19 protein-coding genes and 2 tRNA genes are annotated in these 23356 nt (G+C 60.6%); 3 read left to right on the forward strand and 18 right to left on the reverse strand.

What is annotated here, in order from left to right:
* Positions 1 to 66: 66 nt before the first annotated feature.
* From OGM60_07075 to gltB, 3 genes are all read right to left on the reverse strand, one after another.
* Positions 67 to 774 (reverse strand): hypothetical protein, encoded by a 708-nt coding sequence (locus OGM60_07075; protein UYI98652.1) that lies wholly within the window; start codon positions 772 to 774, stop codon positions 67 to 69.
* A 352-nt stretch (positions 775 to 1126) separates the two neighbouring features.
* A complete protein-coding gene (locus OGM60_07080; protein UYI98653.1) occupies positions 1127 to 2608 on the reverse strand; it encodes a glutamate synthase subunit beta in 1482 nt (493 codons plus the stop codon).
* Between the two features lie 5 nt (positions 2609 to 2613).
* Positions 2614 to 7311: a glutamate synthase large subunit gene (gene gltB, locus OGM60_07085; GenBank protein ID UYI98654.1), complete on the reverse strand. Its 4698-nt coding sequence runs from the start codon at positions 7309 to 7311 to the stop codon at positions 2614 to 2616.
* 523 nt (positions 7312 to 7834) lie between these two features.
* On the opposite strand from gltB, the gene OGM60_07090 reads away from it, so the two are divergent.
* The gene (locus OGM60_07090) at positions 7835 to 9091 is read left to right on the forward strand and encodes an Nramp family divalent metal transporter (GenBank protein UYI98655.1); all 1257 of its coding nucleotides are present in this window, start codon (positions 7835 to 7837) and stop codon (positions 9089 to 9091) included.
* Positions 9092 to 9559: 468 nt separating this feature from the next.
* Here OGM60_07090 and OGM60_07095 read toward each other — a convergent pair whose 3' ends face one another.
* The 6 genes from OGM60_07095 to OGM60_07120 all read right to left on the reverse strand — a co-directional run bounded on the left by OGM60_07095 (position 9560) and on the right by OGM60_07120 (position 12144).
* Positions 9560 to 9703, reverse strand: a complete 144-nt coding sequence (locus OGM60_07095) for a rubredoxin (protein ID UYI98656.1) — start codon at positions 9701 to 9703, stop codon at positions 9560 to 9562.
* 88 nt (positions 9704 to 9791) lie between these two features.
* Positions 9792 to 10295 carry a flavin reductase family protein gene (locus OGM60_07100; protein UYI98657.1) on the reverse strand — a complete coding sequence of 168 codons (504 nt, stop codon included), beginning with the start codon at positions 10293 to 10295 and terminating at the stop codon, positions 9792 to 9794.
* Positions 10296 to 10501: 206 nt separating this feature from the next.
* On the reverse strand, positions 10502 to 10972 hold the full coding sequence (smpB, locus tag OGM60_07105) for an SsrA-binding protein SmpB (GenBank protein UYI98658.1): 471 nt from the start codon (positions 10970 to 10972) through the stop codon (positions 10502 to 10504).
* Complete coding sequence (locus OGM60_07110) at positions 10962 to 11879, reverse strand: hypothetical protein (protein ID UYI98659.1); 918 nt, start codon at positions 11877 to 11879, stop codon at positions 10962 to 10964. The genes smpB and OGM60_07110 overlap by 11 nt, the downstream gene beginning before the upstream one ends.
* A 97-nt stretch (positions 11880 to 11976) precedes the next feature.
* A tRNA-Glu gene (locus tag OGM60_07115) sits at positions 11977 to 12053 on the reverse strand.
* A gap of 17 nt (positions 12054 to 12070) precedes the next feature.
* Positions 12071 to 12144, reverse strand: a tRNA-Gln gene (locus OGM60_07120).
* A gap of 276 nt (positions 12145 to 12420) precedes the next feature.
* On the opposite strand from OGM60_07120, the gene OGM60_07125 reads away from it, so the two are divergent.
* Complete coding sequence (locus OGM60_07125) at positions 12421 to 12831, forward strand: hypothetical protein (protein UYI98660.1); 411 nt, start codon at positions 12421 to 12423, stop codon at positions 12829 to 12831.
* Positions 12832 to 12903: 72 nt separating this feature from the next.
* On the opposite strand, the gene OGM60_07130 is transcribed toward OGM60_07125, so the two are convergent.
* The 6 genes from OGM60_07130 to ftsE form a co-directional block, all read right to left on the reverse strand.
* A complete protein-coding gene (locus OGM60_07130; GenBank protein UYJ00172.1) occupies positions 12904 to 13269 on the reverse strand; it encodes an arsenate reductase family protein in 366 nt (121 codons plus the stop codon).
* A gap of 116 nt (positions 13270 to 13385) precedes the next feature.
* On the reverse strand, positions 13386 to 13703 hold the full coding sequence (locus tag OGM60_07135; protein UYI98661.1) for a VanZ family protein: 318 nt from the start codon (positions 13701 to 13703) through the stop codon (positions 13386 to 13388).
* 66 nt (positions 13704 to 13769) lie between these two features.
* Positions 13770 to 14375 (reverse strand): recombinase family protein, encoded by a 606-nt coding sequence (locus OGM60_07140; GenBank protein UYI98662.1) that lies wholly within the window; start codon positions 14373 to 14375, stop codon positions 13770 to 13772.
* A 178-nt stretch (positions 14376 to 14553) separates the two neighbouring features.
* Complete coding sequence (locus tag OGM60_07145) at positions 14554 to 16689, reverse strand: RNB domain-containing ribonuclease (protein ID UYI98663.1); 2136 nt, start codon at positions 16687 to 16689, stop codon at positions 14554 to 14556.
* Positions 16690 to 16880: 191 nt separating this feature from the next.
* Positions 16881 to 17801, reverse strand: coding sequence for a permease-like cell division protein FtsX (ftsX, locus tag OGM60_07150; protein UYI98664.1), 921 nt, complete (start codon positions 17799 to 17801; stop codon positions 16881 to 16883).
* Positions 17788 to 19008, reverse strand: coding sequence for a cell division ATP-binding protein FtsE (gene ftsE, locus OGM60_07155; protein ID UYI98665.1), 1221 nt, complete (start codon positions 19006 to 19008; stop codon positions 17788 to 17790). The genes ftsX and ftsE overlap by 14 nt, the downstream gene beginning before the upstream one ends.
* A 605-nt stretch (positions 19009 to 19613) precedes the next feature.
* Between ftsE and OGM60_07160 the strand changes: the two genes are divergently transcribed.
* Complete coding sequence (locus OGM60_07160; GenBank protein ID UYI98666.1) at positions 19614 to 20171, forward strand: hypothetical protein; 558 nt, start codon at positions 19614 to 19616, stop codon at positions 20169 to 20171.
* A gap of 143 nt (positions 20172 to 20314) precedes the next feature.
* Here OGM60_07160 and OGM60_07165 read toward each other — a convergent pair whose 3' ends face one another.
* The 3 genes from OGM60_07165 to OGM60_07175 form a co-directional block, all read right to left on the reverse strand.
* On the reverse strand, positions 20315 to 21256 hold the full coding sequence (locus OGM60_07165; GenBank protein UYI98667.1) for a transketolase family protein: 942 nt from the start codon (positions 21254 to 21256) through the stop codon (positions 20315 to 20317).
* A gap of 1 nt (position 21257) precedes the next feature.
* Entirely contained in the window at positions 21258 to 22088 is an 831-nt protein-coding gene (locus OGM60_07170; GenBank protein ID UYI98668.1) for a transketolase, read from the reverse strand.
* A 246-nt stretch (positions 22089 to 22334) separates the two neighbouring features.
* Positions 22335 to 23225: a YitT family protein gene (locus OGM60_07175; GenBank protein UYI98669.1), complete on the reverse strand. Its 891-nt coding sequence runs from the start codon at positions 23223 to 23225 to the stop codon at positions 22335 to 22337.
* Positions 23226 to 23356: the final 131 nt, after the last annotated feature.

The raw sequence follows: 23356 nt of genomic DNA on the forward strand, positions 1-23356 counted from the left end.
TGTCCCCAAACGTTACAGATCGAGACAAAAAGGCAAAAGGCAGAGCAGGCGACAACTACCCATCCCCTACTCCCACTCCTGCTCGTAGATATTGAGCGACTTTACGTACCGCCCCTGGGCACCCATGATGTCGCGGACCAGACGCAAGAAGAAGCTGATGCACGAGGTGTCAAAGCCATCCTGCAGGTCCTCGGGATGCGCCGCGCCCGGTCCATCGACCGCCGTGTCACTCAGGCGCGCGATGTCATACAGATAGAGCTGTCCCGCCGCCAGCCAGACATCGTCGACGCAGGCGAGGCGCACCGCAATCGCGCCGTCGCTCCAATGCTCCTTTTGCACGATATGCGGGTCGTAGACATCAAAGCGATGATCGGTGCGCGTGTCCTTCAGCACGACCATGCCGGACGCAGGATCCTTGTCCAAAATGCCAAAGCGCGAGAAATACTGCGTGTCGCGTACCTGCTCGAGCCGCTTGAGCGAGGCAGGCGAAAGCGATGCCGGCGGCTCGTCAACATATAGCTCGAGCAGCGTTTTGCCATGGCGATAGGGGCGCTCGAAGAGCAGCCAATCGGTAAACGCCATGTTGTAGGCCATGATTTCGTTTTGAGAAGGCCCCTCGCAATAGCTGAGCCACGGGTCGACAATGACCTCGAACTGTTCGCGCGCCGGCTCCAGGAATTGAAACTTCCGCAGCATCCAAAAGTGAGCCATGTCGGCAATATCGTTGCCGACGGCTTCAGCCAGCTCTGCTCGGTCAAAAGCGTGGTCAGTCATGGCATCCTCCTCAAACTGATGGACCTCAATTTGAGCTTACGAGGAGGGTGGGCAGCCACGACCAGCGCGGGCAAAATAGGCCTCCGGCTGCAAACCAGATGCTGACCAAACACTTGACGAAAAGCTTGACCGAAAATGCGCGCCGCAACAAAACCGCAGGTAAACATCGACGGCCAACCCGCCCTTTTGAGCCAGATGCCCGCAGCCACCACAGAAACAACAGGTGACCACAGCCCAAGAAGTCGACAAATGAACACCCGCACGTCGACAAACGAGCAAACTGCTCGCAAAGAGTGTCCCCAACGACTAGACAAAAAAGGCTAGTCATTGGGGACGTTCTTAAATGACTACTTTACAGTTCCAGTGCCTCGGCGACTTCGGCTGCGCAGGCCAGGGCATCGGCCATGGCACTCACCACGAGCGAGCTGCCGTTGCGGGCATCACCCGCCACATACACCGGCGCGGCATCCGCGGCGACACCCTCCGTGCGAGCCGCGAGATGCGAGCCCTCGGCAGCCATCACCGGCAGCGGACGACCAGCGGTGGCAACAGGCACGCTCACCGCATCGAACACGCCGTGCTCCGGACCCGTAAAGCCACAGGCGATGAGCACCAGCTGGGCCGGCACCTCGTGCTCGGAGCCCGCAATGCGTTCGGGCTTGCCGGCCGACCAATCCAGATCGACCACGCGCAGACCCGCAGCCGCGCCCTTCTTGTCCAGCAGCACCTCGAGCGTGTCCACGCCCCAAGCGCGCATCTCGCCGCCCATGGCAGCGATAGCCTCCTGCTGGCCGTAGTCGGTCTTCTTCACGTTGGGCCACTGCGGCCAGGGGTTGCTCGCCGCGCGCTTATCGGGCGCAGCCGGCAAGAACTCAAACTGGCGCACGCTGCGCGCGCCCTGACGCACGGCGGTACCCACGCAGTCGTTTCCAGTATCGCCACCGCCAATGACCACGACGTCCAGGCCGCGCGCGTTCACCGCGGGCTTGCCGCCATCGAGCACCGAGACGGTCGAAGCCGTCAGGTAGTCCACGGCATACACCACGCCCGGGGCATCAATGTTCGCAGCCGAAAGTCCACGCGGAGCACGGGCGCCGGCAGCCACCACGGCGGCGTCAAAGTCGTCGAGCCTGGCGGTAACCTTGGGATCGCTCACGTCGGCGCCCAGCTCGAACACAATGCCAAGCTCACGCATAAGTGCCACGCGACGCTCGACCACGGACTTCTCGAGCTTCATGTTGGGAATGCCGTATATGAGCAGGCCGCCCGGGCGGTCGTCGCGCTCAAACACCGTCACGCGGGCGCCACGACGCGCAAGCTCCCATGCCGCCACCAGACCAGCAGGACCGGAGCCCACCACGGCAACCGTGGGTGCGCCCTCCCCTGCCGGCTCAAAGCGACGCGGACCGCCGTTGGCCCACTCATAGTCGCTGATCGCGCGCTCGTTGTCGTGAATCGTCGTGGGCCGGCCATCGACCGAGCCCAGGTTGCACGCGGCCTCGCACAGCGCCGGGCACACGCGGCTCGTGAACTCAGGCATGGGCGAGGTGAGCGACAGGCGCTCGGCAGCCTCGTCCCAGCGGCCGCGGTACACCAGCTCATTCCACTCGGGAATCAGGTTGTGCAGCGGGCAGCCGCTCGGGCGTGCCTTGCCAAAGCTCGCGCCCATCTGGCAAAACGCCACGCCGCACATCATGCAGCGGCTCGCCTGGGCACGGCGTGCATCGTCGTCAAGCTCCACGTACAGCGGATCGAAATCGCGGCTGCGCTCTTCCACGGGGCGAAGCTCGTGGGTCACACGATCGATATCAAGAAAAGCACCGGGCTTACCCATGGCACTTACGCCTCCTTCTTGGTCGAAGCAACAAAGCTGGCAGCCACGGACGCAGCGCCCGCAGCACCGCCCGCAATATCGAAGCGAGCGACATCCGCGGCGCTCGCGCGACCGGTCACAATGTCAAACGCCAGCTCCTCTGCCTGCGCATGCGTCTTACCGGCAGCCTCGCTCGCAGCGACAATCGCCAGCACACGCTCGTACTCGGTCGGAATGACCTTCACAAAGTGCTTGCTCATCGTCTCAAAGCTGTAGAGCAGCTTGATGCCGCGCGGGCTCTGCGTCGCGTCCACGTGCTCCTGGATGAGCTCGCGAATCTGCGCCAGCTCGCCGGCAGTCGGGGCCTTGAGCTCAACGCTCTCGTGGTTCACGCGGGCATCGAGCGTGCCGTACTGGTCAAAAACATAAGCCACGCCACCCGTCATGCCGGCAGCGAAGTTCTGCCCGACCTCGCCCAGGATGAGCGCCAGGCCACCCGTCATGTACTCGCAACCGTGGTTGCCGCAACCCTCGACCACCACGGTGGCACCGGAGTTGCGTACGCCAAAGCGCTGGCCGGCCAGGCCGTTGATGAAGCCACGGCCGCTCGTGGCACCAAAGAACGCAACGTTGCCCACGATGATGTTTTCGTCGAACTTATAGGTCGCATGCGGGTTGGGGCGCACCGACACCTCGCCGCCCGAAAGGCCCTTGCCAAAGTAGTCGTTGGCGTCGCCGCACACGTTGAGCGTAATGCCGCGCGGCAGGAAGGCGCCAAAGCTCTGACCGGCCGAGCCATCGCAATCGATGGTGATGGAGCCGGCGGGCAGGCCCTCGGGATGCGCCTTGGTCACCGCGTTGCCCAAGATGGTGCCCACGCAGCGGTTGACGTTGGCGATATCGGCGCGGAAGCGAATCGGGCGCAGTTGCGCGCGAGCGTCGGCCGTGTAGGGCACAAACAGCGTGGAGTCGAGCGTCTTGTCGAGCTCGCTGTCCGCAGCCATCTGGGGCAGGAAGTGACGGCCGTCGGCACCCGGGATATGGGCACCAAACTCACAGGTCGCACCTGCCAGCACGGGCGACAGATCCAGCAGGTTAGCCTTGCGGTTGCCCGGGACCTCGATCTGGCGCAAGCACTCGGGATGGCCGACCATCTCGTCGACGGTGCGGAAGCCCAGGCTCGCCATGACCTCGCGCAGCTGCTCGGCAACAAAGAGCATAAAGTGCTCGACATGCTCGGGCTTGCCGCGGAAGCCGCGACGCAGGCGACAGTTTTGCGTCGCGATGCCGGCGGGGCAGGTATCCTGCTGGCAGTCGCGCTGCATGAAGCAGCCCATCGAGATGAGCGGCATGGTCGCAAAGCCAAACTCCTCGGCGCCCAGCAGGCAGGCGACGGCAACATCGGTGCCGTCCATGAGCTTGCCGTCGGCCTCGAGCACCACGCGTGAGCGCAGGCCGTTTTGCAGCAGCGTCTGCTGGGCCTCGGCAAGGCCGAGCTCCAGCGGCAGGCCGGCATGCCAAATGGAATCGCGCGCCGCGGCACCCGAGCCGCCATTGTGGCCGCTGATCAAGATCTTGTCGGCAGCGCCCTTGGCCACACCGGTTGCGATGGTGCCGACGCCGGCCTCGCTGACCAGCTTGACCGACACGCGCGCGCCGGGGTTGGCATTCTTAAGGTCAAAGATCAGCTCTGCCAGGTCCTCGATGGAGTAGATGTCGTGGTGCGGCGGAGGCGAGATCAGGCCGATGCCGGGCGTGGACTGACGGACCTCGGCAATCCAGGGGTAGACCTTCTTGCCGGGCAGGTGGCCACCCTCGCCGGGCTTGGCGCCCTGGGCCATCTTGATCTGAATCTCGAAGGCGCTGCACAGGTAGCGGCTCGTCACGCCAAAGCGCGCACTTGCCACCTGCTTGATCGCGGAGTTCTTGGAATCACCGTTAGCCAGCGGGGTCTCGCGACGCGGATCCTCACCGCCCTCGCCGGAGTTGGAACGGCCGTGCAGGCGGTTCATGGCGATGGCCATGCACTCGTGTGCTTCCTTGCTGATGGAGCCGTACGACATGGCGCCGGTGTTAAAGCGGCGGACGATGTTGAGCGCGGGCTCGACCTCGTCGAGCGAAACCGGCGTGCGGCCGCTGGCATCAAAGTCGAGCAAGTCGCGCAGACGCACGGCACGGCCGGTGCGGTGCAGGCGGGCGCTGTACTCCTTAAAGGTGTCGTAGCTGTCCTCACGGCAGGCGGTCTGCAGCAAGTAGACAGTCTGCGGATCGATGAGGTGATCCTCGCCGCCGAGCGGGCGCCACTTGGTCAGACCCAGTGTGGGCAGCTGATCGGGAGCCGGGCTCTTAAGGATAGCGAGCGCGGCGTCGTAGCGCTCGTTTTGCTCGCACTCAACGTCCTCGACACCCATACCGCCCACACGGCTCACCGTGCCGGCGAAGTACGCGTTGACGAACTCCGGCGTAAAGCCCACGGCCTCGAAGATCTGCGCCGAATGGTAGCTCTGCACCGTGGAGATGCCCATCTTAGACATGATGGAAACGATGCCGGCGGTCGCAGCCTTGTTGTAGTTGGCGATGCCCTGCTCGACCGTCACGTCCAGGTCGCCGCGTGCCGCCAGATCGCGGATGCACGCATGTGCGTTGTACGGATAGATGCCGCTCGCGGAGTAGCCCACCAGTGCCGCAAAGTCGTGCGGGGACACGGCGTCGCCGCACTCCACCACGATGTCGGCAAAGGTACGCACGCCAGCGCGAATCAGGTGGTTGTGCACACAGCCCACGGCGAGCAGCGACGGCACGGGCACCTCGCCCGCAGCGGCACGATCGCTCAACACCACAATGTTCACGCCGTCGCGGACCGCAGCCTCAACGTCCTCGGCAAGCTGTTTGAGCGCAGCCTGCAGCGCGCCCTCGCCGGCATCGCGGCGGTAGACGGCACGGAAACGACGGGTCTTAAAGCCAACACGGTCGATGGCACAGATATGCTCGAGCTCTTCCTCGTTGAGCAATGGGCGCTCCAAGCGCACCAGCTGACAGGCCGTGCGGGAATCCTCGAGCAGGTTGCCGTGGTTGCCCAGGTAGAGCGTGGTCGAAGTCACCATGTGCTCGCGCAGGGCATCGATCGGAGGATTCGTGACCTGAGCGAACAGCTGATAGAAGTAGTCAAAGAACGAACGCGTCTTCTTGGACAGGCAGGCCAACGGCGCATCGATACCCATCGAGGCGAGCGGGGCCTTGCCCTGCTGGGCCATGGGGCGCACGACCTCGTCAACATCATCCCAGTGATAGCCGAGCTTGGCCATGCGCACGGCGGCGGGCACCTCGGCATCCTCGGCGGGCGCGGGCGCGGCGGGCTTGTCGAGTGCGTCGACGGTCAGCGTCTCCTCGGCGATCCAGTCGCGATAGGGCTTTTCCTTGGCGTAACGGGCGCGCAGCTCGTCGTTGTAGATGACGCGGCCGCGGGCAAAATCGACCTCGAGCATCTGGCCCGGTCCCAGGCAGCCGCTCGTCAGGATGTTCTCGGGGCTCACCTCGATGGTGCCCACCTCACTTGCCAGCATAAAGCGACCGTCGCGCGTCACATAGTAGCGGGCGGGACGCAGGCCGTTACGGTCGAGGGCGGCACCCAGCGTGCGACCGTCGGTAAAGGCGATGGCCGCCGGGCCATCCCACGGCTCCATGAGCATGGACTGGTAGGCATCGTAGGCGCGGCGTTCCTCGCTCAGATTGTCGTTGTGGTCCCACGGCTCGGGCAGCAGCATGGACGCGGCACGCGTGAGCGGGCGACCGTTCATGACCAAAAACTCGAGCACGTTGTCCAAAATCGCAGAGTCGGAACCCTCGCGGTTGATGATGGGCATCACACGCTCAAGATCGTGCTGCAGCACGGGGCTGTACAGATTGGGCTCGCGGGCGCGAATCCAGTTGACGTTGCCCTTGAGGGTGTTGATCTCGCCGTTGTGGATGATAAAGCGGTTGGGGTGCGCGCGCTCCCAGCTGGGCGCGGTGTTGGTGGAGTAGCGCGAGTGGACGAGCGCCACGGCCGTCTTGACGGCGGCGTCGTTGAGGTCGATGAAGAAGCGGCGCATCTGCGTGGCAACCAGCATGCCCTTGTACACGATGGTGCGCGAGCTCATGGAGCACACATAGAAGATCTTGTCGCGCAGGGCAAACTCGGCGTCGGCCTTCTTCTCGATGGTGCGGCGGCACACGTACAGGCGACGCTCGAAGGCATCGCCAGCGGGCGTGTCGTCGGGGCGACCCAGGAAGGCCTGCAGGATAGTAGGCATGCAGGCGCGGGCCGTCTCGCCCAGATCGTGCGGGTCGACCGGCACCTCGCGCCAAAAGAGCAGCGGCACGCCGGCCTCGGCGCAGCCCTCCTCAAACACGCGGCGGGCATCCTCTACGCCCTTGTCGTCCTGCGGGAAGAACAGCATGGCCACGCCATAGTCGCCCTCTGCCGGCAGAATCTGGCCACACTTTTGAGCCTCTTTACGGAAAAAGTGATGCGGAACCTGGAACAGGATGCCAGCGCCGTCGCCAGTGTTCTTCTCGAGTCCTGTGCCGCCGCGGTGCTCCAAGTTGACCAGAATGGACAGCGCATCGTCCAGAATCTGGTGATGGCGCTCACCGTTGATATCGGCAAGCGCGCCGATGCCACATGCATCGTGATCGAATTCGGGGCGATAAAGGCCCTGCTGCTGAGCGGAATCTGCCTGCATCGCGATCCTCCCCTAGATATTTAGACAGTCAGTTGACTAGGCATACTAAGAGCATAGCCAGCCCGTTGTGTTTCCCGCCCGTTTCGAAACAATCGCGTAACGCGCGCCCTATGAGTGGACACCGCCGACCTCAAGGGCGACAACAAGGGCCCCAGGTTCGGCCTGTGAGCTCGCCGCTTCAAACATCTCAATCTGTAACAGGAAGACCCAATTTCGACGCCTAACTGTTACAGATTGAGATGTTTTCGAGAGACAGTTCCGAATGTCTCGATCTGTAACACGAAGGGCCGCTTTCGGCGGTCAGCTGTTACAGATCGAGATTTTCCATAGGACCATTTCTTCCTGTCTTGATCTGTAACACCTAGACCCAATTTCCATCCCTAGTTGTTACAGATCAAGACATTTCGGCAACCCCCCTTCCTCATCCTATTCAAATACAACAATTTTGTTAGTCTTGGTTAACTATTTGGCCTAAAACGGGTATCCTTTGCGGAGTCAAACAAACGGCACGCAGGAGCGCACCATGATCAACCATCTCAAACATCACTTTGGCTCCCCGCGCACCGGCGATCACGGAGGCCTAGACATTGCGCGGCATATCGGCCCCGGGCTGCTCGTGACCGTCGGCTTTATCGACCCAGGCAACTGGGCCTCCAATATGGCCGCGGGCTCGCAGTTTGGCTACGCGCTGCTGTGGATCGTCACGCTGTCCACGATTATGCTCATCGCGTTGCAGCACAACGCGGCACACCTGGGTATCGCCACGGGCACCTGTCTTGCCGAGGCCACGACACGTTACCTCCCCCGCTTCGTTGGACGCACGGTGCTCGCCAGTGCCTATCTCGCGACCATCGCCACCGCCATGGCCGAAGTCCTGGGCGGTGCGATCGCGCTTCAAATGCTCTTTGGCCTGCCCGTGCGCGCCGGCTGCATCATCGTCGCGGCGGCATCGATTGCCATGCTCATGACAAGCTCCTACAAACGCGCCGAGCGATGGATCATCGCCTTCGTGGGCGTGGTGGGACTTTCGTTTTTAGCCGAGCTTGCACTAGTCAAGGTCGACTGGCCGCAAGCCGCCACAAGCTGGATCACACCCAGTATGCCCACCGGCTCGGCCGCGATTGTCGTAAGCGTCCTAGGCGCGGTCGTTATGCCCCACAACCTCTTCCTGCACTCCGAAGTCATCCAATCCATGCACTTCGAAGGCCAAGGCGAGCGAGTTATCGAAGAACGTCTGCGCTACGAGCTCTTCGACACGCTCTTTTCGATGGGCGTGGGCTGGGCAATCAACTCGGCCATGGTCATCCTGGCCGCAACGACCTTCTTTGCGCACGGCATGGTCGTAGACGACCTCGCCGTCGCAGCGGCCACGCTCTCCCCCATTCTGGGCCCGGCAAGCTCAATCATCTTTGCGGTGGCACTGCTGTTTGCGGGCATATCGAGTAGCGTGACGGCGGGCATGGCGGCGGGCACCATCACCGCGGGCATGTTCGACGAGGAATACGACATCCACGACCGACATTCCTCGATCGGGGTGGCGGCCTGTTTCGTCGGCGCAGTGGCGGCGTGCCTGGTCGTCCCGAATCCTTTTGAGGGTCTCATTTGGAGTCAGGCACTGCTGTCGCTTCAGCTGCCGATTACGGTCTTTGTGCTCATACGACTCACCAGTTCGCCCCGCGTCATGGGCAAATACGCCAACTCGCGCCCGCTCAACGCGTTGCTCGTAGGGATCGGCGCCATCGTGACGATTCTCGATGTCGTGTTGTTGACAGGGATGTAATGGGACGGGGCACCTACCCAGACAAACGTCTCGATCTGTAACATCTAGACACGCTTTTGATGTCTAGATGTTACAGATCGAGATCATTCCGAGGGACAGCTCCGTTTGTCTCAATCTGTAACACGTAGACCCCGTTTTGACTGCTAGATGTTACAGATTGAGATCTTCTGCCGGACGGTTTTGGTTTGTCTCGATATGTAACAAGTGGGCCCAATTTCCACTTCTAGATGTTACAGATCGAGACATTTCTTCAGCTCCAACCTTTTGTCTCAATCTGTAACAGGAAGACCCGTTTTGAACCGTTAGATGTTACAGATTAAGACCAAAGGTCGGCCGGACTCACGACAGGCAGAATCGGCTAACAGCAGCCGTGTTCCCTTGGGGACGGAGGAAAAGGGCCCCCGGCCGAGAAATCGACCGGGGGCCCTTGGACAGAGCTATGTTCGGCTTTCGCCGTGTGTCTGCGAGTTACTCCTCGACGAGCTCAAACTGATCGGGACCGACGCCGCACACCGGGCACACGTAATCCTCGGGCAGCTCGGGCGTGTCGACCTCAACCTCGTAACCGCAAACGGTGCACACGAACTTATACGTCTTCTTCTCCTCAGCCATGATGTTCTCCTCTCGAACGTGACTGCTGGTGTACTTGCTTATTAGTATATGTTCTCAATAATATAATGCAAGTATTTTTAAAACATTTCTAGCCTTGATACGAGGACGCCTTCGGAGGCGTCTTGCCCTTCAGCACCTTGTGGTAGTAGTCATAGGTCAACGGTGTCTCGCCGCTCAGACGCTCGGCATCCTCAACCTCGCCGATAAACAGCAGGTGCGTGCCCACGTCCACGGTGTCGATCAGACGGCAACTAAACAGCGCTGCCGCGTGCTCGGGCACATAGGGCATGCCAAGGGCAGTCTCGCGGGTCTCGTACTTGGCAAACTTGTCATAGTCGCTGCTGGTGCGGAACCCAAAGTTGCCAATGTAGAGCATATCGGCCGTCTGATCGATCACGGTCAGCGCAAAGGCCTTGGCGGACGAGATAACACCAGACGTGACATTGTCCTTGTTCACGGCAACCGAGATGCGCGGCGGCGTAGACGTCACCTGCACCGCCGTGTTGATGACGCAGCCGGCGCGCAGTCCATCGGCCGCGGCGCTCACCACATACAGACCGCTCGGCATCGTAAAGAACGCAGTTTTATCCATAACGATCACTCCCCTAACCCGGGTTGGAACCTCATGGAAGTATGTACCCACAAAAAAGGCGGCGCCCATAACGGATGCCGCCTTTGAGACATATGTGTCAGAACAGTAAGCAAGATGAGACGCCCACAGTTGCGGTGAAATAGGGACTGAATAGCCCCTCAAACAGGCAAAACAGTCCGTATTCCACCGCAACTTATGAAGGGTGGTCAGCGGTTGCGTTCCTTGAGCGCACGATCAATCTCGCGCTGAACGTCGCGCTTGGCCATGTCTTCGCGCTTGTCGTAAAGCTTTTTGCCGCGGCCCAGGCCCAGTAGCAGCTTTACGCGGCCGTCGGTATTAAAGTAGAGCTCCAGCGGCACCAACGCATAACCGCGGTTGCGCAGCTTGCCATCGAGAAAATCGATCTCCCTGCGGTGCAGCAGCAGACGGCGCCGGCGATCGGGATCACGATTCCACACACCACCGTGGCTGTAAGGGTGAATATGCAGACCCACCAGCCAGCACTCGCCGCCGCGAATCAGCGCAAAGGTATCAGTGATCTGACAGGCGCGCTCGCGAATCGACTTGACCTCGGTACCACTCAGTTCAATACCGCATTCGAACGTCTCGTCGATAAAGTACTCGTGATGCGCCGAGCGATTCTTGGAGATGAGCTTGCGCTCGCGCTTACTGGGCATCGCCGGCCTCCTTGGCGCCATCGGAACCCTTGCCCGTAGCTTCGCGCTTAGCCTTGCGCTCGGCGTTGAGCTCCGCGTCGCTCTCACGCACCAGCTTGATAATCGCCGCGCAGGCCTCCTCGCCCACCAGGTCGCGGGCACGGACCGTCAGACGCGTAGCCTCCTGCTTGTCGCCATCGCTCGCAGCATCGGTCGCACACATGATCAGGCAAATGGCAATCTCGGCCGAAGGCGAGGTCGGCACGCCTTGCAGAGCCAGTTCACCCATCACGTGGTCGTCGCTCTCATCGGCGGCATCCGGATAGGTGGTATGAATCTTGTTGAGCAAGCGCGTCGTATGCGCATCGTTGGGCGCCAGGCGCAGCGCCAGACGCGCGCAGCCCACGGCAGCCGAGACGTTCTCGGTCTCGGGCTCCAAGAAGTACTGGCCCAGGTTGGCATAGGCGCGGGCGGCACATTTACCGTCGCTCGCACGCTCCAGCACCGAAAACGAAAGCGATGCCCACTCCTGCTTGTCCTCGAGCGCGCGGAACAGCTCGGCCAAATCCAAGCGATAGTTGCAGTTCATGGGGTCCCAACGCACAGCCTGCATCAGGGCATTACGAGCGCTTACATAATCCTGCTGACGAATGTAGGCAAACGCCATGTCAGAGTACAGGCGGTCAAACGGCACCTCGACCTGCACGAGCTCACGCGGATCCTTCTCCACGCGGCGATAGGCCAAGCGCTCAAACTTGCTATCGAAGCTAAAGTATTGGCGCTTCTCCTCCGTCTTGCACTCGGCGTCGATATACTCCTCGGCGAGCTCCACCAGGCGCTCCAGCAGCGGCGTCGCCGTAGCCAGGTCGCCCTGCGCCAGATAGTTCTCGGCATACGTGATGTCTTGCAAGCTGATGGGCAGGTCCATGACAACTCCTCGGTCCGGGCGGCAGACTCAACGCGCGCCTTAAACATCGGTCAATACACAAAACCCGGGTCTCTTACGAGGCCCGGGCGTTCAATTTTGGTAGCCCGTACCAGATTCGAACTGGTGATCTCCGCCTTGAGAGGGCGGCGTCCTAAACCGCTAGACGAACGGGCCATATGTAGCAAATGCAATGGCTGGGATGGAGGGAGTCGAACCCCCATTGACGGAACCAGAATCCGCTGTCCTGCCATTAGACGACATCCCAATGACTGCATCGCTGCGCTCGGCTGTGCCTTTGCGCAAGAAAGAAATATACGGGAAGTCTCGCCGTGACGCAAGCCCCAATTTTGACTTTTTTGAAATTCAGTCAAATTGGCCTAATTTAGTCCAACCCGTGAAGGACCTGTGAAGCCAACCGCTGTACACGAAGGGCAAAACGCCGCGAGCGGTAGCCGTCAACCGTTGGCAGATTCTACCGTGAAAACGATAGCACCAGGCAACACAATCGAAGTATCAATGATCACGTAGATATCGAGGCGCCATGGACGAAGAGCTTGATTACCTATGGGAGACCCTGGGCCTCGAGATCACTGCTGACCTTTGGCCCGAACGGGACAAAATCCATCCCACACTGCGCCCCGCCATCACGGTGATGCAGGCAAACTACCGCCGTGCATCCTTTTTGATCATGCGGATGTCATGGCACGCGGCGCTCCCCGACCTTAAGCGAATCCAGGCAAGCCTCGTCGAGCTGTCCGGCATGCCGACCGTCATATCCGAGGCGCACCTGGAGCAGCGCCAGCGCGAGCGACTGCAACAGCAGCGGATTCCCTTTATCTGCCCCGGCGTTCAGGCATATCTGCCCTTTATGGACGAGGAGTACTGGAGCGGCAAGCCCAACAAGCACGTAAAGGTCTACGATCCGCACGAATGGGCACAGCTCGAGGATTGAGCCGAGCGAGCCCGCCGATGGAAAACACGTCCCACTCTGAGCACTCAAAACGGGTCGCACTTTCCGCAGCCGCTACAGTAACGCCTCGGCCCAGGCCGCTTCCTTAAAGCCAGGAATCGCAAAGTCATCGCCCACCAGCAGCGGACGCTTGACCAGCATGCCGTCGGTCGCCAACAGCTCGTAACACTCCTGATCCGTCATCCCCGCATCCAGGTGCGCCTTCAGGCCCAGCTCTCGATATTTCATGCCCGACGAGTTAAAGAAGCGACGCACCGGCAGCCCCGAACGCGCAATCCAGGTCGCAAGTTCCTCAGCCGAAGGATTGTCTGTAACAATATCGCGATCGACGTACTCAACCCCATGCTCGTCCAACCAGGCCTTGGCCTTTTTACACGTCGAGCATTTGGGATATTCAACAAACAGCACTGCCATGGGGATTCCCTTCTTAGAAAAGACAAGTGTCTGGCAAACAGCGCATCGATGGCCATCTGCGACCGATGCCGATATTGTAGCCAGCGCCGACGTACAGGCGGTCGCGGTTTTCTATCTTGAGGTTAACGTTTCGTATGGGCGCCAATGGGACAGGTCGCGCGCTGAACCAGCACAGCGGCCAACAGCACCAACAGCATGGCGACAACGTAGCCCGCGGCGTCAAAGCCTAAGTCGATAACGTCAAAATGACGGCCGGGAACAAAAATCTTATGCACCTGATCGCCGACGGAGCAAACGGCGCAAAAGGCCAGGACGGGTACGCACCGCAATCGGGTGAGCGACGCGCGCTTATCCAAGCACACCGCCGCCAACGAGACAAACAGCCCAACAAAGAGAACTCTACGGTATGGGCGACACGACGGATGTTGGTGCCCATCCATATGCGAACGGGGGCAAGCGGGTCGGGATGGGCGGCGGTGGTCGCTGAGTCCGCATCCCCGGCTCCCCTACTCCGTCTCGCGCATCCAGCGATCGAAGGTCCCCACGCACACACCTAGGCGCTTTGCCGCCTGACTCCGGGTAATATTGCCCGCCTCATAGATATCGCGCACTCGTTCAAATTGCGGAGGGCACGGCTTGCGGGGTCGACCAAAACGCACGCCGCGCGCCCGCGCCGCCGCAATTCCCTCCGCCTGACGACGGTGGATGTTCTCTCGTTCCACCTGCGCCACATAGCTCAACAGCTGTAAAACGATATCGGCGATCAGCGTGCTGGTCACATCCGATCCGCCGCAATCTCTCGCACGCGTATCGAGCAACGGCATGTCCAGCACAACGATGGCCGCACCAAGCTTCTTGGTTATACGACGCCATTCCTCGAGTATCTCGCTGTAGTTTCGGCCCAGCCGATCGATGGAAAGCACCACCAACACGTCGCCGGAAGCCAAGGCATGAAGCAATTCCCGATACTGTGGGCGATCAAAGTCCTTACCGCTCGCACGGTCGGCAAAGACATTCGCCGGCTCCACGCCATAGGCGCTCAGCGCATCCAACTGGCGATTCAAATTTTGATCGCGCGAGCTCACTCGCGCATACCCATATACCGTTGCCACAACATCCCCGCTCTCTCGTAAACCTGCCAAATAGGGACAGGTTTGTTTTGGTAGGTCCTATCTCCCAAAAGCATATGAAGAAGCGGCCGAGCTCATGGCAGGGTAATCAAGAGACACGCAAAGAGGGCGGCCCCGAAAGACCGCCCTCTACGCTCTGCCGATACTCACTCCGTGCCGGTTAATGAATGAGCTTAAAGTCCAAATGTCCGCGAGTAGTGTTGACGCGCGAGACCTCGATAATCACGCGCTGCCCCAACTCAAAACGACGCCCCGTGTCGGCACCCGTCAACGTGAGCGCGTCCTCGTCAAACTCAAACCACTCGTTACCCAAACTCTTAATGGAAACCAGTCCCTCGACCTGCGTTAGATCAAGGCGCACAAATAGCCCCATGCTGCTGACCCATGAGACCGTTCCGGCATAGCGCTCGCCCAGGCGATCCTCGTAGTACTGCGCAATCTTGATTTTTTGCGTCGCATGGCTGGCAGCGTCGGCCGCACGCTCGGCATCGCTGCACGCGCGGCAGATTTGCGGCAGGATGCGCGGAAGCGACTCTCGGCCTTTTCCGATCAGCCTCGGCGTACGCACCAAGGCGTCTTTTCCACCCAGCTGCTCGTATGCCAGCTGCAGCTTGAGTACGCGATGCACCACCAGATCGGGATAACGGCGAATGGGGCTTGTAAAGTGGCAGTAGCACGACGCAGCGAGCGCAAAGTGGCCCTCGTTGCGAGGCTTATACAACGCACGCTGCATACTTCGCAAAAGGAGCGTGTTGACGAGTGGCGCGTTAGCCGTGCCGGCAGCGGCGTCAACCGTCGCCTGCAACTCATCAGGACTTCCCAGGGCAATACCCGCCGCACGGCGATCATCGATGATACCGAGCTGCGCCAGCGCCACGGCAGCACCGTGCAGACTGTCGGGGCTGGGGTCATCGTGCACGCGATAGCACGCCTCGATATCGCGGTCGGCCAGCCACTCGGCGACGCACTCGTTAGCCAGCAGCATAGCCTCCTCGATAAGCGAAGTTGCGCAGGAACGCTCGCGTGCCACGATCCGCACGGGCACGCCGTCCTCATCCAGCAGCGCGCGAATCTCGGCCGTATCAAAGTCGACCGAACCGCGTGCGCGACGTATGCGACGCCGAAGCTCCGCGAGTTCGTTTGCGGCGACCAGGAAATCGGCCAGGTCAACGTTACAGCCGCGAGCGGTGTCCTCGCACGCAAGCCCACGCTCAAGTGCTTCCTCGCGCGAGGCTTCAGCCGCAGCGACATCCTCCGCAGCGCCCTCCAACACGGAATACTCAACTGCGCCGGCACGCACCAGCAGCGCCTCGGCGCCGTCGTAGTCCATACGCACACGCGAACGAATCACACTGGGATAGGGGTCGTAATGGCGCACGCGGCCCTGCGCGTCAAGCTCGATGTCGACGGTAAACGCCAGGCGATCCTCGTCGGGACGAAGCGAGCACAGGTCATTAGACAGGCGCTCGGGCAGCATGGGAAGCACACGGTCGGCAAGGTAGACCGACGTCGTGCGATGGCGGGCCTCCAGGTCGATATGTCCGTCCCAGGCAACATAGTGCGAAACGTCAGCGATATGCACGCCCAGCTTATAGCCGCCCTCGAGCGTGCGCTCGAGCGAGATGGCATCGTCAAAGTCGCGCGCATCAACCGGGTCGATGGTGATGACAAAGCGATCGCGCAGGTCACGGCGAAGCGGGTCTTTAAGCGCTGCAGTCACATCGAGCGAAAGCGCCTCTGCCTCTGCCAGAGCCGCCTCGGGATAGCCGTCGGTATAGCCATAGCGCGCCATAACATATTGGACGCCCAGATCGGGCGCATCGTCGCCGCCAATGCGGCGATCGATCGTCACCGTGCCCGACTCCAAGCGCGTCGGGTAGGTCAGAATACGCGCGACGACGACATCGCCAGGGCGCACGCCCAGGCGCTCCGCCGAATTGTCCTCAGGCAAAATAAAGAAATCGGCTTTGAGACGCGAATCGAGCGGTTCGATCACACCAAGCGGGCCGGCCGTCTGATACGTACCCACCACGCTGATGGCGGCACGCTCGATGACGCCCTCGATCACGGCGCGACGATCCCCGCGCGGTCCCGCCTTGATGCTTACGGCCACGGTATCGCCGTCCATAATCTCACGCTTACCGCGACCCATGACCTTGTAATCGCCGTTGTCGGTCACGACATAAGCGCTGTGCTCATGGAGCTGAACGCGGCCAGTCATGCTCGGGCGACGCTCGCTGCGCACCGGCCCGCGTTTATTGCGTGCGCTACGCTTATGTTTGTTATTGCGCCCCATGGCGCCTCCTTACTATCGATAGCCGTTAACACCCCAAGAGTCTACCCAAATGATCCCTAGGGGACGGAGGAAAACGGATCATATAGATAGACCAGCGCCGCGATGATCCGTTTTCCTCCGTCCCCAGGGGATCAAAAAACGGGCCGCCCCTGGAAAGGGACGACCCGTTGCAGACGGCATATCCGCAGCGCTTACACGCGCAGATAACGGCGCATGGCGATGGCAGAACCAAAGAGACCGATAATGACACCGACGAGAATCAGTGCGGCGTAGGTCACCAGATAGTACTGCATCGGCAGCGCAAACGACATCCAGCCGACGCTCGCCTGCAGGCGCGGAATCATCAGATTGCGCAGCAGCTCCAAAACACCGATGGAAAGCAGCGAGCCCAGAATGGCCTGCAACACGCCCTCGGTAATGAACGGCCCGCGAATGAAGCCGTTGCTGGCGCCCACCAGGCGCATAATCGCAATCTCGCGACGACGCGCCGTAATGGACAGGCGAATCGTGTTGTTGATAAAGATGAACGCGATAAAGGTCAGCAGACCGACGAGCACCACGGCGGCGATACGGATGTAGTTGGTCACCTGGAACAGGCGGCTCACTTCCTCTTGGCCATACAGAACGCTCGCGTTGACGTCGCCGTCGTCCGCGATCTTTTGGAAGTCGGCATTCTTCTTAAGCTTCTTGGCCGTGCTCTCGACCTGAGACGGATCGTCCATCTCAATCGCGAACGAGGCAGGAAGCGGGTTCTGGCCGTCGAGTGCGCTCATGGTGGCGTCGGCGTTGCCCGACATCTTGCTCGTGTACTCGGCCAGCGCGTCGTCCTTATCCTTATAGGTCACGGACTTGACGTTGCTCCACGCCTTGAGCTCGGCCTCAAAGGCCTGGACGTCTGCCCGATCGGCATCATCGCTAATAAAGGCATTGATGACAACCTGATCCTCGACGGTGCCGATCACGGAGTTCAGCATCGCGGAACCCATAATGAACAGGCCGATGATAAACAGCGAAAGGAAGATCGTGATGACGGCGCCGAGCGAGGTGGTCCAGTTACGGAAGAAGTGGCTGATAGCCTCTTTGAGCGAATAGCCCACGTTAGTTGGTGCCATAGTTGCCGTAACCTCCCCTCTCCTGGTCGCGGATTACGTGGCCGCCCTCGAGGGCGATCACGCGACGGTGCATGCTATCGACCATCTCGCGATCGTGCGTAGCGACGATCACGGTGGTACCGGTGCGGTTAATGCGCTCGAGCAGCTTCATGATGCCCAGCGAAATCGCCGGGTCGAGGTTGCCCGTGGGCTCGTCGCAGATAAGCAGCGGCGGGCGGTTGACCATAGCGCGGGCAACGGCCACGCGCTGCTGCTCGCCACCGGAAAGCTGATCTGGCAGCGAGTCCATCTGGTCGGCCAGACCGACCAGACGCAGCACCTCGGGCACCTGGCTGCGAATGACGCCCTTGGGCTTGCCAATGCACTGCAGGGCAAACGCCACGTTTTCGTAGGCGGTCTTTTGCGGCAGGAGCTTAAAGTCCTGGAACACGGCGCCAATCTGACGACGCAAGAACGGAACTTTGCGGTTCTTGATCTTCATGAGATCCTGGCCGGCGACCAAAATGCGACCGCTTGTGGGCTTGACGTCGCGGTTGAGCGTCGACAGCAGCGTGGTCTTACCCGAGCCGGAGTGACCGACCAAAAAGACGAACTCGCCCGGATAGATCTCGATGTTGATGTCGTCGAGTGCGGGCTTGTTGGGCTGCGCCGGATAGATTTTGGTGACGTGCTCCATAAGGATGACGGGCTCGACACCGGCCTGCTTGGCCATCTTCTTGCGGCTAGCCTGCGGATCGATGGGCGCAAACACCGACGTAAAGTCGGGATTGTTGAGCGCATTGTCGAGGCTTGCGACCTCGGCGGCCTGATCGCTCTCGACTACGGGAGCCGCGGGCTGCGTAGGATCGGGAATACCGGCAAAAAGACCGGACTGCGCAGGCTGTGGCGCCGGAGTCGCAGGAGCCATAGGATCGGGAATACCGGCCATGACAGGTTGCGGCGCGACAGCGTCCGCCTGGGGCTGATCCACGCGAGCGGTCACCTTCTGCACGGGCTCAAAACCCGCGGCCTCGGAAAGCTCGACATCATTGGTGGGATTGTAGGCAAAGGGATCTGACGCCGGCTGTGCCTGATCTGCCGGCTGTGCGGGGATCGGGCTAAACAGCTGATCCTCTGAATCCGGGGTGGCGAAACGAGTGCCCGCGGCGCCTGGCTGCGTCTTGGGGGCGTCATCGCCCGCACCGGAGGTACGGAAGTGGTTACCCACTGGTGCTCCTTATCGTCGTACGTTTAAACTACATGAGCGCTTCGTATTTTAGCAGCATTAGCTTCGCTGCACATAAGAAGCATGGCGGGGTTTTGGTCCCACCGGCCGCGCGCAGGGTTACCTCCCAAATCGTCCTCGGACATGTCGGAGCCCCCGCTGCGCACTACGTGCGGCGGGGGTTCCTCCGTCCTGCGGAAAGATTTGGGAGGTAACCCTGCGCACGGCCTGCGGCTACTAAGGGGCCGCCGCGTTTATCTTAGGGTGCCACATCACCATGCTGGGTGGGCTGAGTGGCACTTTGCTGATATGGGTCCTTTTCCCGGTAGAGACTTTTGTTTGACGCGTTTTTGATTTGATTGTTGCGCAACTTGGATTTGGATTGTCGATTTACAGTGGCCTCGATGGGAACGCCTATGGTTGTGGGGGCCAGTATGAATTGTCCTTATTGTGGAGCTGAGTTACGCGATGGCGTGAGGTACTGCACAGCGTGCGGGGCTGCCGTCAATGGCATCTCTGCTGATTCTGAGCTTCGGGTAAAGCCTCGGAACCACGTTGCGGTCATCCTTACCTGCATGCTGGTAATTGGCATTGTCGGCGGTAGCTGTATGGGCCTTCATCTGCGGCAGGTGTTGTCGCACTTCGTATCCGCCCATTCGGAGCACGCCATTGTGCTGGATGTCGCGGCTGCGGGCTGGGACACCGATAACGGGGCATCGCGCGTTCCGATACATATTACGGGCAAGTCCATCGACGGAATAACGGTCGACAGGATTGAGTTCGTCGCCTCCGATGGCTCTGGCATCAATCTCATACAAGGTGTCTACACGCTCGAGGCAGCAGGTTCCCCTATCGCTGCGGATGGCACGATCTATCAAATTCCATGCACGAGTGCCACACTCGTCCTCGATGATGCCTTTGCCATGGGTGAAACGATCGATCTGGCCGAGCTTGCAGAACAGGATTCGATTCTCGCCTTCTGCCCCATTGATGCCGCCGATGTGACCAATGATGAAATCTACGATGCCGCTTTGCTCGCCATGACATACAGAGGCAGCGATGCCCCCGATGTCGCTGCACTGTGCCAAGCCGCAATCAATCGTCGCGATGGAGCCAGCACAAGCGGGAACGCCTTCGGAAGTTGCGGTGAAATACAGATTAATTGAGCCTTTAGGCTGGCAAAACAGTCCTTATTTCACCGCAACTGAAACAGGGGCGCCCTCCAAGAGAGTGCCCCTGCCGGGTTTCCATAGTACTGGCGAAGCAGTTTTATAGTACTGGCGAAGCAGTCCTTGAGATCCGCCTTGCCTTATGCCAAGAACTCCTTGGTGGTCGCCACGATGTTGGCGGCGTCCAGGCCGTACCTGTGCAGGAGCTCGGCACCCGGGCCGGACTCGCCGAACGTGTCGTTGACGCCGATCTTCTTGAGCGGCGTCGGGCACTGCTCGCACAGGACATCGGCAACGGCGCTGCCCAGGCCACCGATCACGGAGTGCTCCTCGACGGTCACGACGTGGCCGGTCTTGGTGGCGCTCTTGACGATCAGGTCGGAGTCGATGGGCTTAATGGTGTGCATGTTGATGACCTCGGCGTCGATACCCTCGGCAGCAAGCTGCTCGGCAGCCTCGAGGGCCTCGCCGACCATCAGGCCGCAGGCAATGATGGTAACGTCGGCGCCCTCGCGCATGATGATGCCCTTGCCCAGTTCAAACTTGTAGGTCTCGGGGTCATTAATGACCGGCGAGGCCAGACGGGCAAAGCGCATGTACACAGGGCCGTCGCACTCGTAGGCGGCGCGCGTCACGGCGCGGGCCTCTACGTCGTCAGCGGGAACGATGACGGTCATGCCGGGAATGACGCGCATAAGGGCGATATCCTCGCAGCACTGATGCGTGGCGCCATCCTCGCCCACCGAGATACCGGCGTGTGTGGCGCCGATCTTGACGTTGAGGTGCGGGTAACCGATGGAATTGCGGACCTGCTCAAAGGCGCGGCCGGCGGCAAACATGGCAAAGGTGCTCGCGAAGGCAACGCGGCCGGTGGTTGCGATACCGGCGGCAACACCCATCAGGTTGCTCTCGGCAATGCCCACATCGAAGAAGCGGTCGGGGCAGGCGGCCTTAAACTTGCCGGTCTGCGTGGCGGCGGCCAGGTCGGCGTCGAGGACCACAAAGTCGTCGTGCTCGTTGGCGAGCTCGACGAGGGCCTCGCCGTAGCTTACGCGCGTGGCGATTTTCTTGACGTCTGCCATCCTAGAGCTCCTCTCCGGCGGCCGTGAGCTCTGCCATGGCCTGCTCAAACTGTTCATCGTTGGGGGCCTTGCCGTGCCAACCTACCTGGTTCTCCATAAAGGAAACGCCCTTGCCCTTGGTGGTCTCGGCGATAATGGCGGTCGGCTGACCCTTGGTGGCGCGGGCCTCGGCAAAGGCGGCGCGGATCTGATCGAAATCGTTGCCGTCGGCAAGCTCCACCACGTGGAACTTGAAGGCGCGGAACTTGTCGGCGAGCGGCATGGGGTCGTTGACTTCCTCGACGGGGCCGTCGATCTGCAGGCCGTTGTGGTCGACGATCACGCAGAGGTTGTCAAGCTGCTGGTTGCCGGCAAACATGGCGGCCTCCCAAACCTGGCCCTCCTCGCTCTCGCCGTCGCCCAGCAGGGCGTAGGTGCGATAGTCGTCGCCCCAGTGCTTGGCGGCAACGGCCATGCCCACGGCGGCGGAGATGCCCTGGCCGAGCGAACCGGTGGACATATCGACGCCCGGGGTGTCGTTCATGTTGGGGTGACCCTGCAGGTGGCTGCCGATGTGGCGCAGCGTCTCGAGATCCTCCTTGGGGAAGAATCCGCGCTCGGCGAGCACAGCGTACAGACCAGGCGCGCAATGACCCTTGGAAAGCACGAAGCGATCGCGGTCGGCCTTGCGGGGGTCGGCCGGGTCGACGTTCATTTCCTCAAAGTACAAATAGGTCATGATGTCGGCAGCGCCGAGCGAACCGCCCGGATGGCCAGACTTGGCAGCGTGCACGCCGGTGACGATGCCCTTCCTTACCTCGTTGGCAACCTTTTTGAGCTCTTCGTCGCTCATTGTGCCTTCCTTTCATCCTCTTAAGACAAGATGCGCACGGCACCGAAGGTAATCCCAACACAGCCGCAATGCACGTACGTCATTCATTATGCTGGAAACCGATGGCTTTACCAGAGTTTTTATCATTATTTGAATAATTTAGCAGGCAGAACCGCTGATGAAACGGTTTATCAATGTGAACGTCTTTTGGATGCGGTGGCTACCTCTCGCCCCGGCACAAAAATGATCCGCAAACCGAAATTCAGCCTACGCGTTAATGTCCTTGAAACCCTCACCGAAGGCTTCCGTAACGTCGGCGACCGTCACAATGGCGTGAGGATCGCGCTCGCGCACGATCGTTTTGAGGGTGTTGAGCTCTCGACGGCTAACGATCACCATGATCACCGGCTTCTCGACGCCCGAATACATACCGGTCGCCTTTAATTTGGTGCAGCCGCGGCCCAGACCATACATGATGTCGGCCGCGATATCGGGAAAGTTATCCGAGATGATGAGCACCATACGACGCTTATTGCCGCCATCGACCACAGCATCGATCACATAGCCGCTAATCACCATCGAAAGTCCTGCGTATAGAGCATTTTCGAGCGAGAATACCGGAGCAGATGCCGCACATACGGCAACGTCGATTGCCATGACGGTCGAGCCCACCGGCAGCGAGGTGTTACGCGAGATGATTTGGCCAATCGTGTCCGAGCCGCCGGTGTTGGCGCCGGCGCGCAACACCATGCCGTAACCAATGCCCGTGATAATGCCGCCCCACATAGCGGGAAGCATCAGGTCCGCATGTGCCAAAGGCGCTACAAACGGGGCAAACAGATCGGTAAAGAAGCCCAGCAGCACAAAGCCCGTCGCCGTCTGCACTACATAGAACATGCCGCCCTCGCGCATAACGATCAGCAGCAGCAAGGCATTCATCACGATGGTCTGGATACCGACAGGAAGCGACACGCCTCGCGCTGCGCCGACTGCCTGGATAATCGTCGCAAGGCCCGTAACGCCACCGGCTGCAAGACCGTTGGGAATCAAAAACAGGTCGGTCGCGATGGCGGCCAAGGCGCACCCCAACATGATCTGGGGTAGATCGTGAAAGAAGTTCATCGAAAGAATGCGCTTGATGTCCAGACGATATGCCATGCTGCCTCCCTCAAAAAAGCGCACCCCATCGGATGCGCTTTGAACTTCTTCATGTATTCGATTCTACCGATTCGCCAAACAAAAACCACCCCTGTGCAGGGTTTGTTCTGGATACAAAACCGTCCTGCTCG

Source organism: Coriobacteriaceae bacterium, assembly GCA_025757745.1.
Lineage (GTDB): Bacteria > Actinomycetota > Coriobacteriia > Coriobacteriales > Coriobacteriaceae > Collinsella.

Bases quoted from the DNA above. Each gene is read 5' to 3' on its own strand.
- OGM60_07075 (UYI98652.1), bottom strand. From the start codon at position 774: ATGACTGACCACGCTTTTGACCGAGCAGAGCTGGCTGAAGCCGTCGGC.
- OGM60_07080 (UYI98653.1), bottom strand. From the start codon at position 2,608: ATGGGTAAGCCCGGTGCTTTTCTTGATATCGATCGTGTGACCCACGAG.
- gltB (UYI98654.1), bottom strand. From the start codon at position 7,311: ATGCAGGCAGATTCCGCTCAGCAGCAGGGCCTTTATCGCCCCGAATTC.
- OGM60_07090 (UYI98655.1), top strand. From the start codon at position 7,835: ATGATCAACCATCTCAAACATCACTTTGGCTCCCCGCGCACCGGCGAT.
- OGM60_07095 (UYI98656.1), bottom strand. From the start codon at position 9,703: ATGGCTGAGGAGAAGAAGACGTATAAGTTCGTGTGCACCGTTTGCGGT.
- OGM60_07100 (UYI98657.1), bottom strand. From the start codon at position 10,295: ATGGATAAAACTGCGTTCTTTACGATGCCGAGCGGTCTGTATGTGGTG.
- smpB (UYI98658.1), bottom strand. From the start codon at position 10,972: ATGCCCAGTAAGCGCGAGCGCAAGCTCATCTCCAAGAATCGCTCGGCG.
- OGM60_07110 (UYI98659.1), bottom strand. From the start codon at position 11,879: ATGGACCTGCCCATCAGCTTGCAAGACATCACGTATGCCGAGAACTAT.
- OGM60_07125 (UYI98660.1), top strand. From the start codon at position 12,421: ATGGACGAAGAGCTTGATTACCTATGGGAGACCCTGGGCCTCGAGATC.
- OGM60_07135 (UYI98661.1), bottom strand. From the start codon at position 13,703: ATGGATGGGCACCAACATCCGTCGTGTCGCCCATACCGTAGAGTTCTC.
- OGM60_07145 (UYI98663.1), bottom strand. From the start codon at position 16,689: ATGGGGCGCAATAACAAACATAAGCGTAGCGCACGCAATAAACGCGGG.
- ftsX (UYI98664.1), bottom strand. From the start codon at position 17,801: ATGGCACCAACTAACGTGGGCTATTCGCTCAAAGAGGCTATCAGCCAC.
- OGM60_07160 (UYI98666.1), top strand. From the start codon at position 19,614: ATGGGCCTTCATCTGCGGCAGGTGTTGTCGCACTTCGTATCCGCCCAT.
- OGM60_07165 (UYI98667.1), bottom strand. From the start codon at position 21,256: ATGGCAGACGTCAAGAAAATCGCCACGCGCGTAAGCTACGGCGAGGCC.
- OGM60_07170 (UYI98668.1), bottom strand. From the start codon at position 22,088: ATGAGCGACGAAGAGCTCAAAAAGGTTGCCAACGAGGTAAGGAAGGGC.
- OGM60_07175 (UYI98669.1), bottom strand. From the start codon at position 23,225: ATGGCATATCGTCTGGACATCAAGCGCATTCTTTCGATGAACTTCTTT.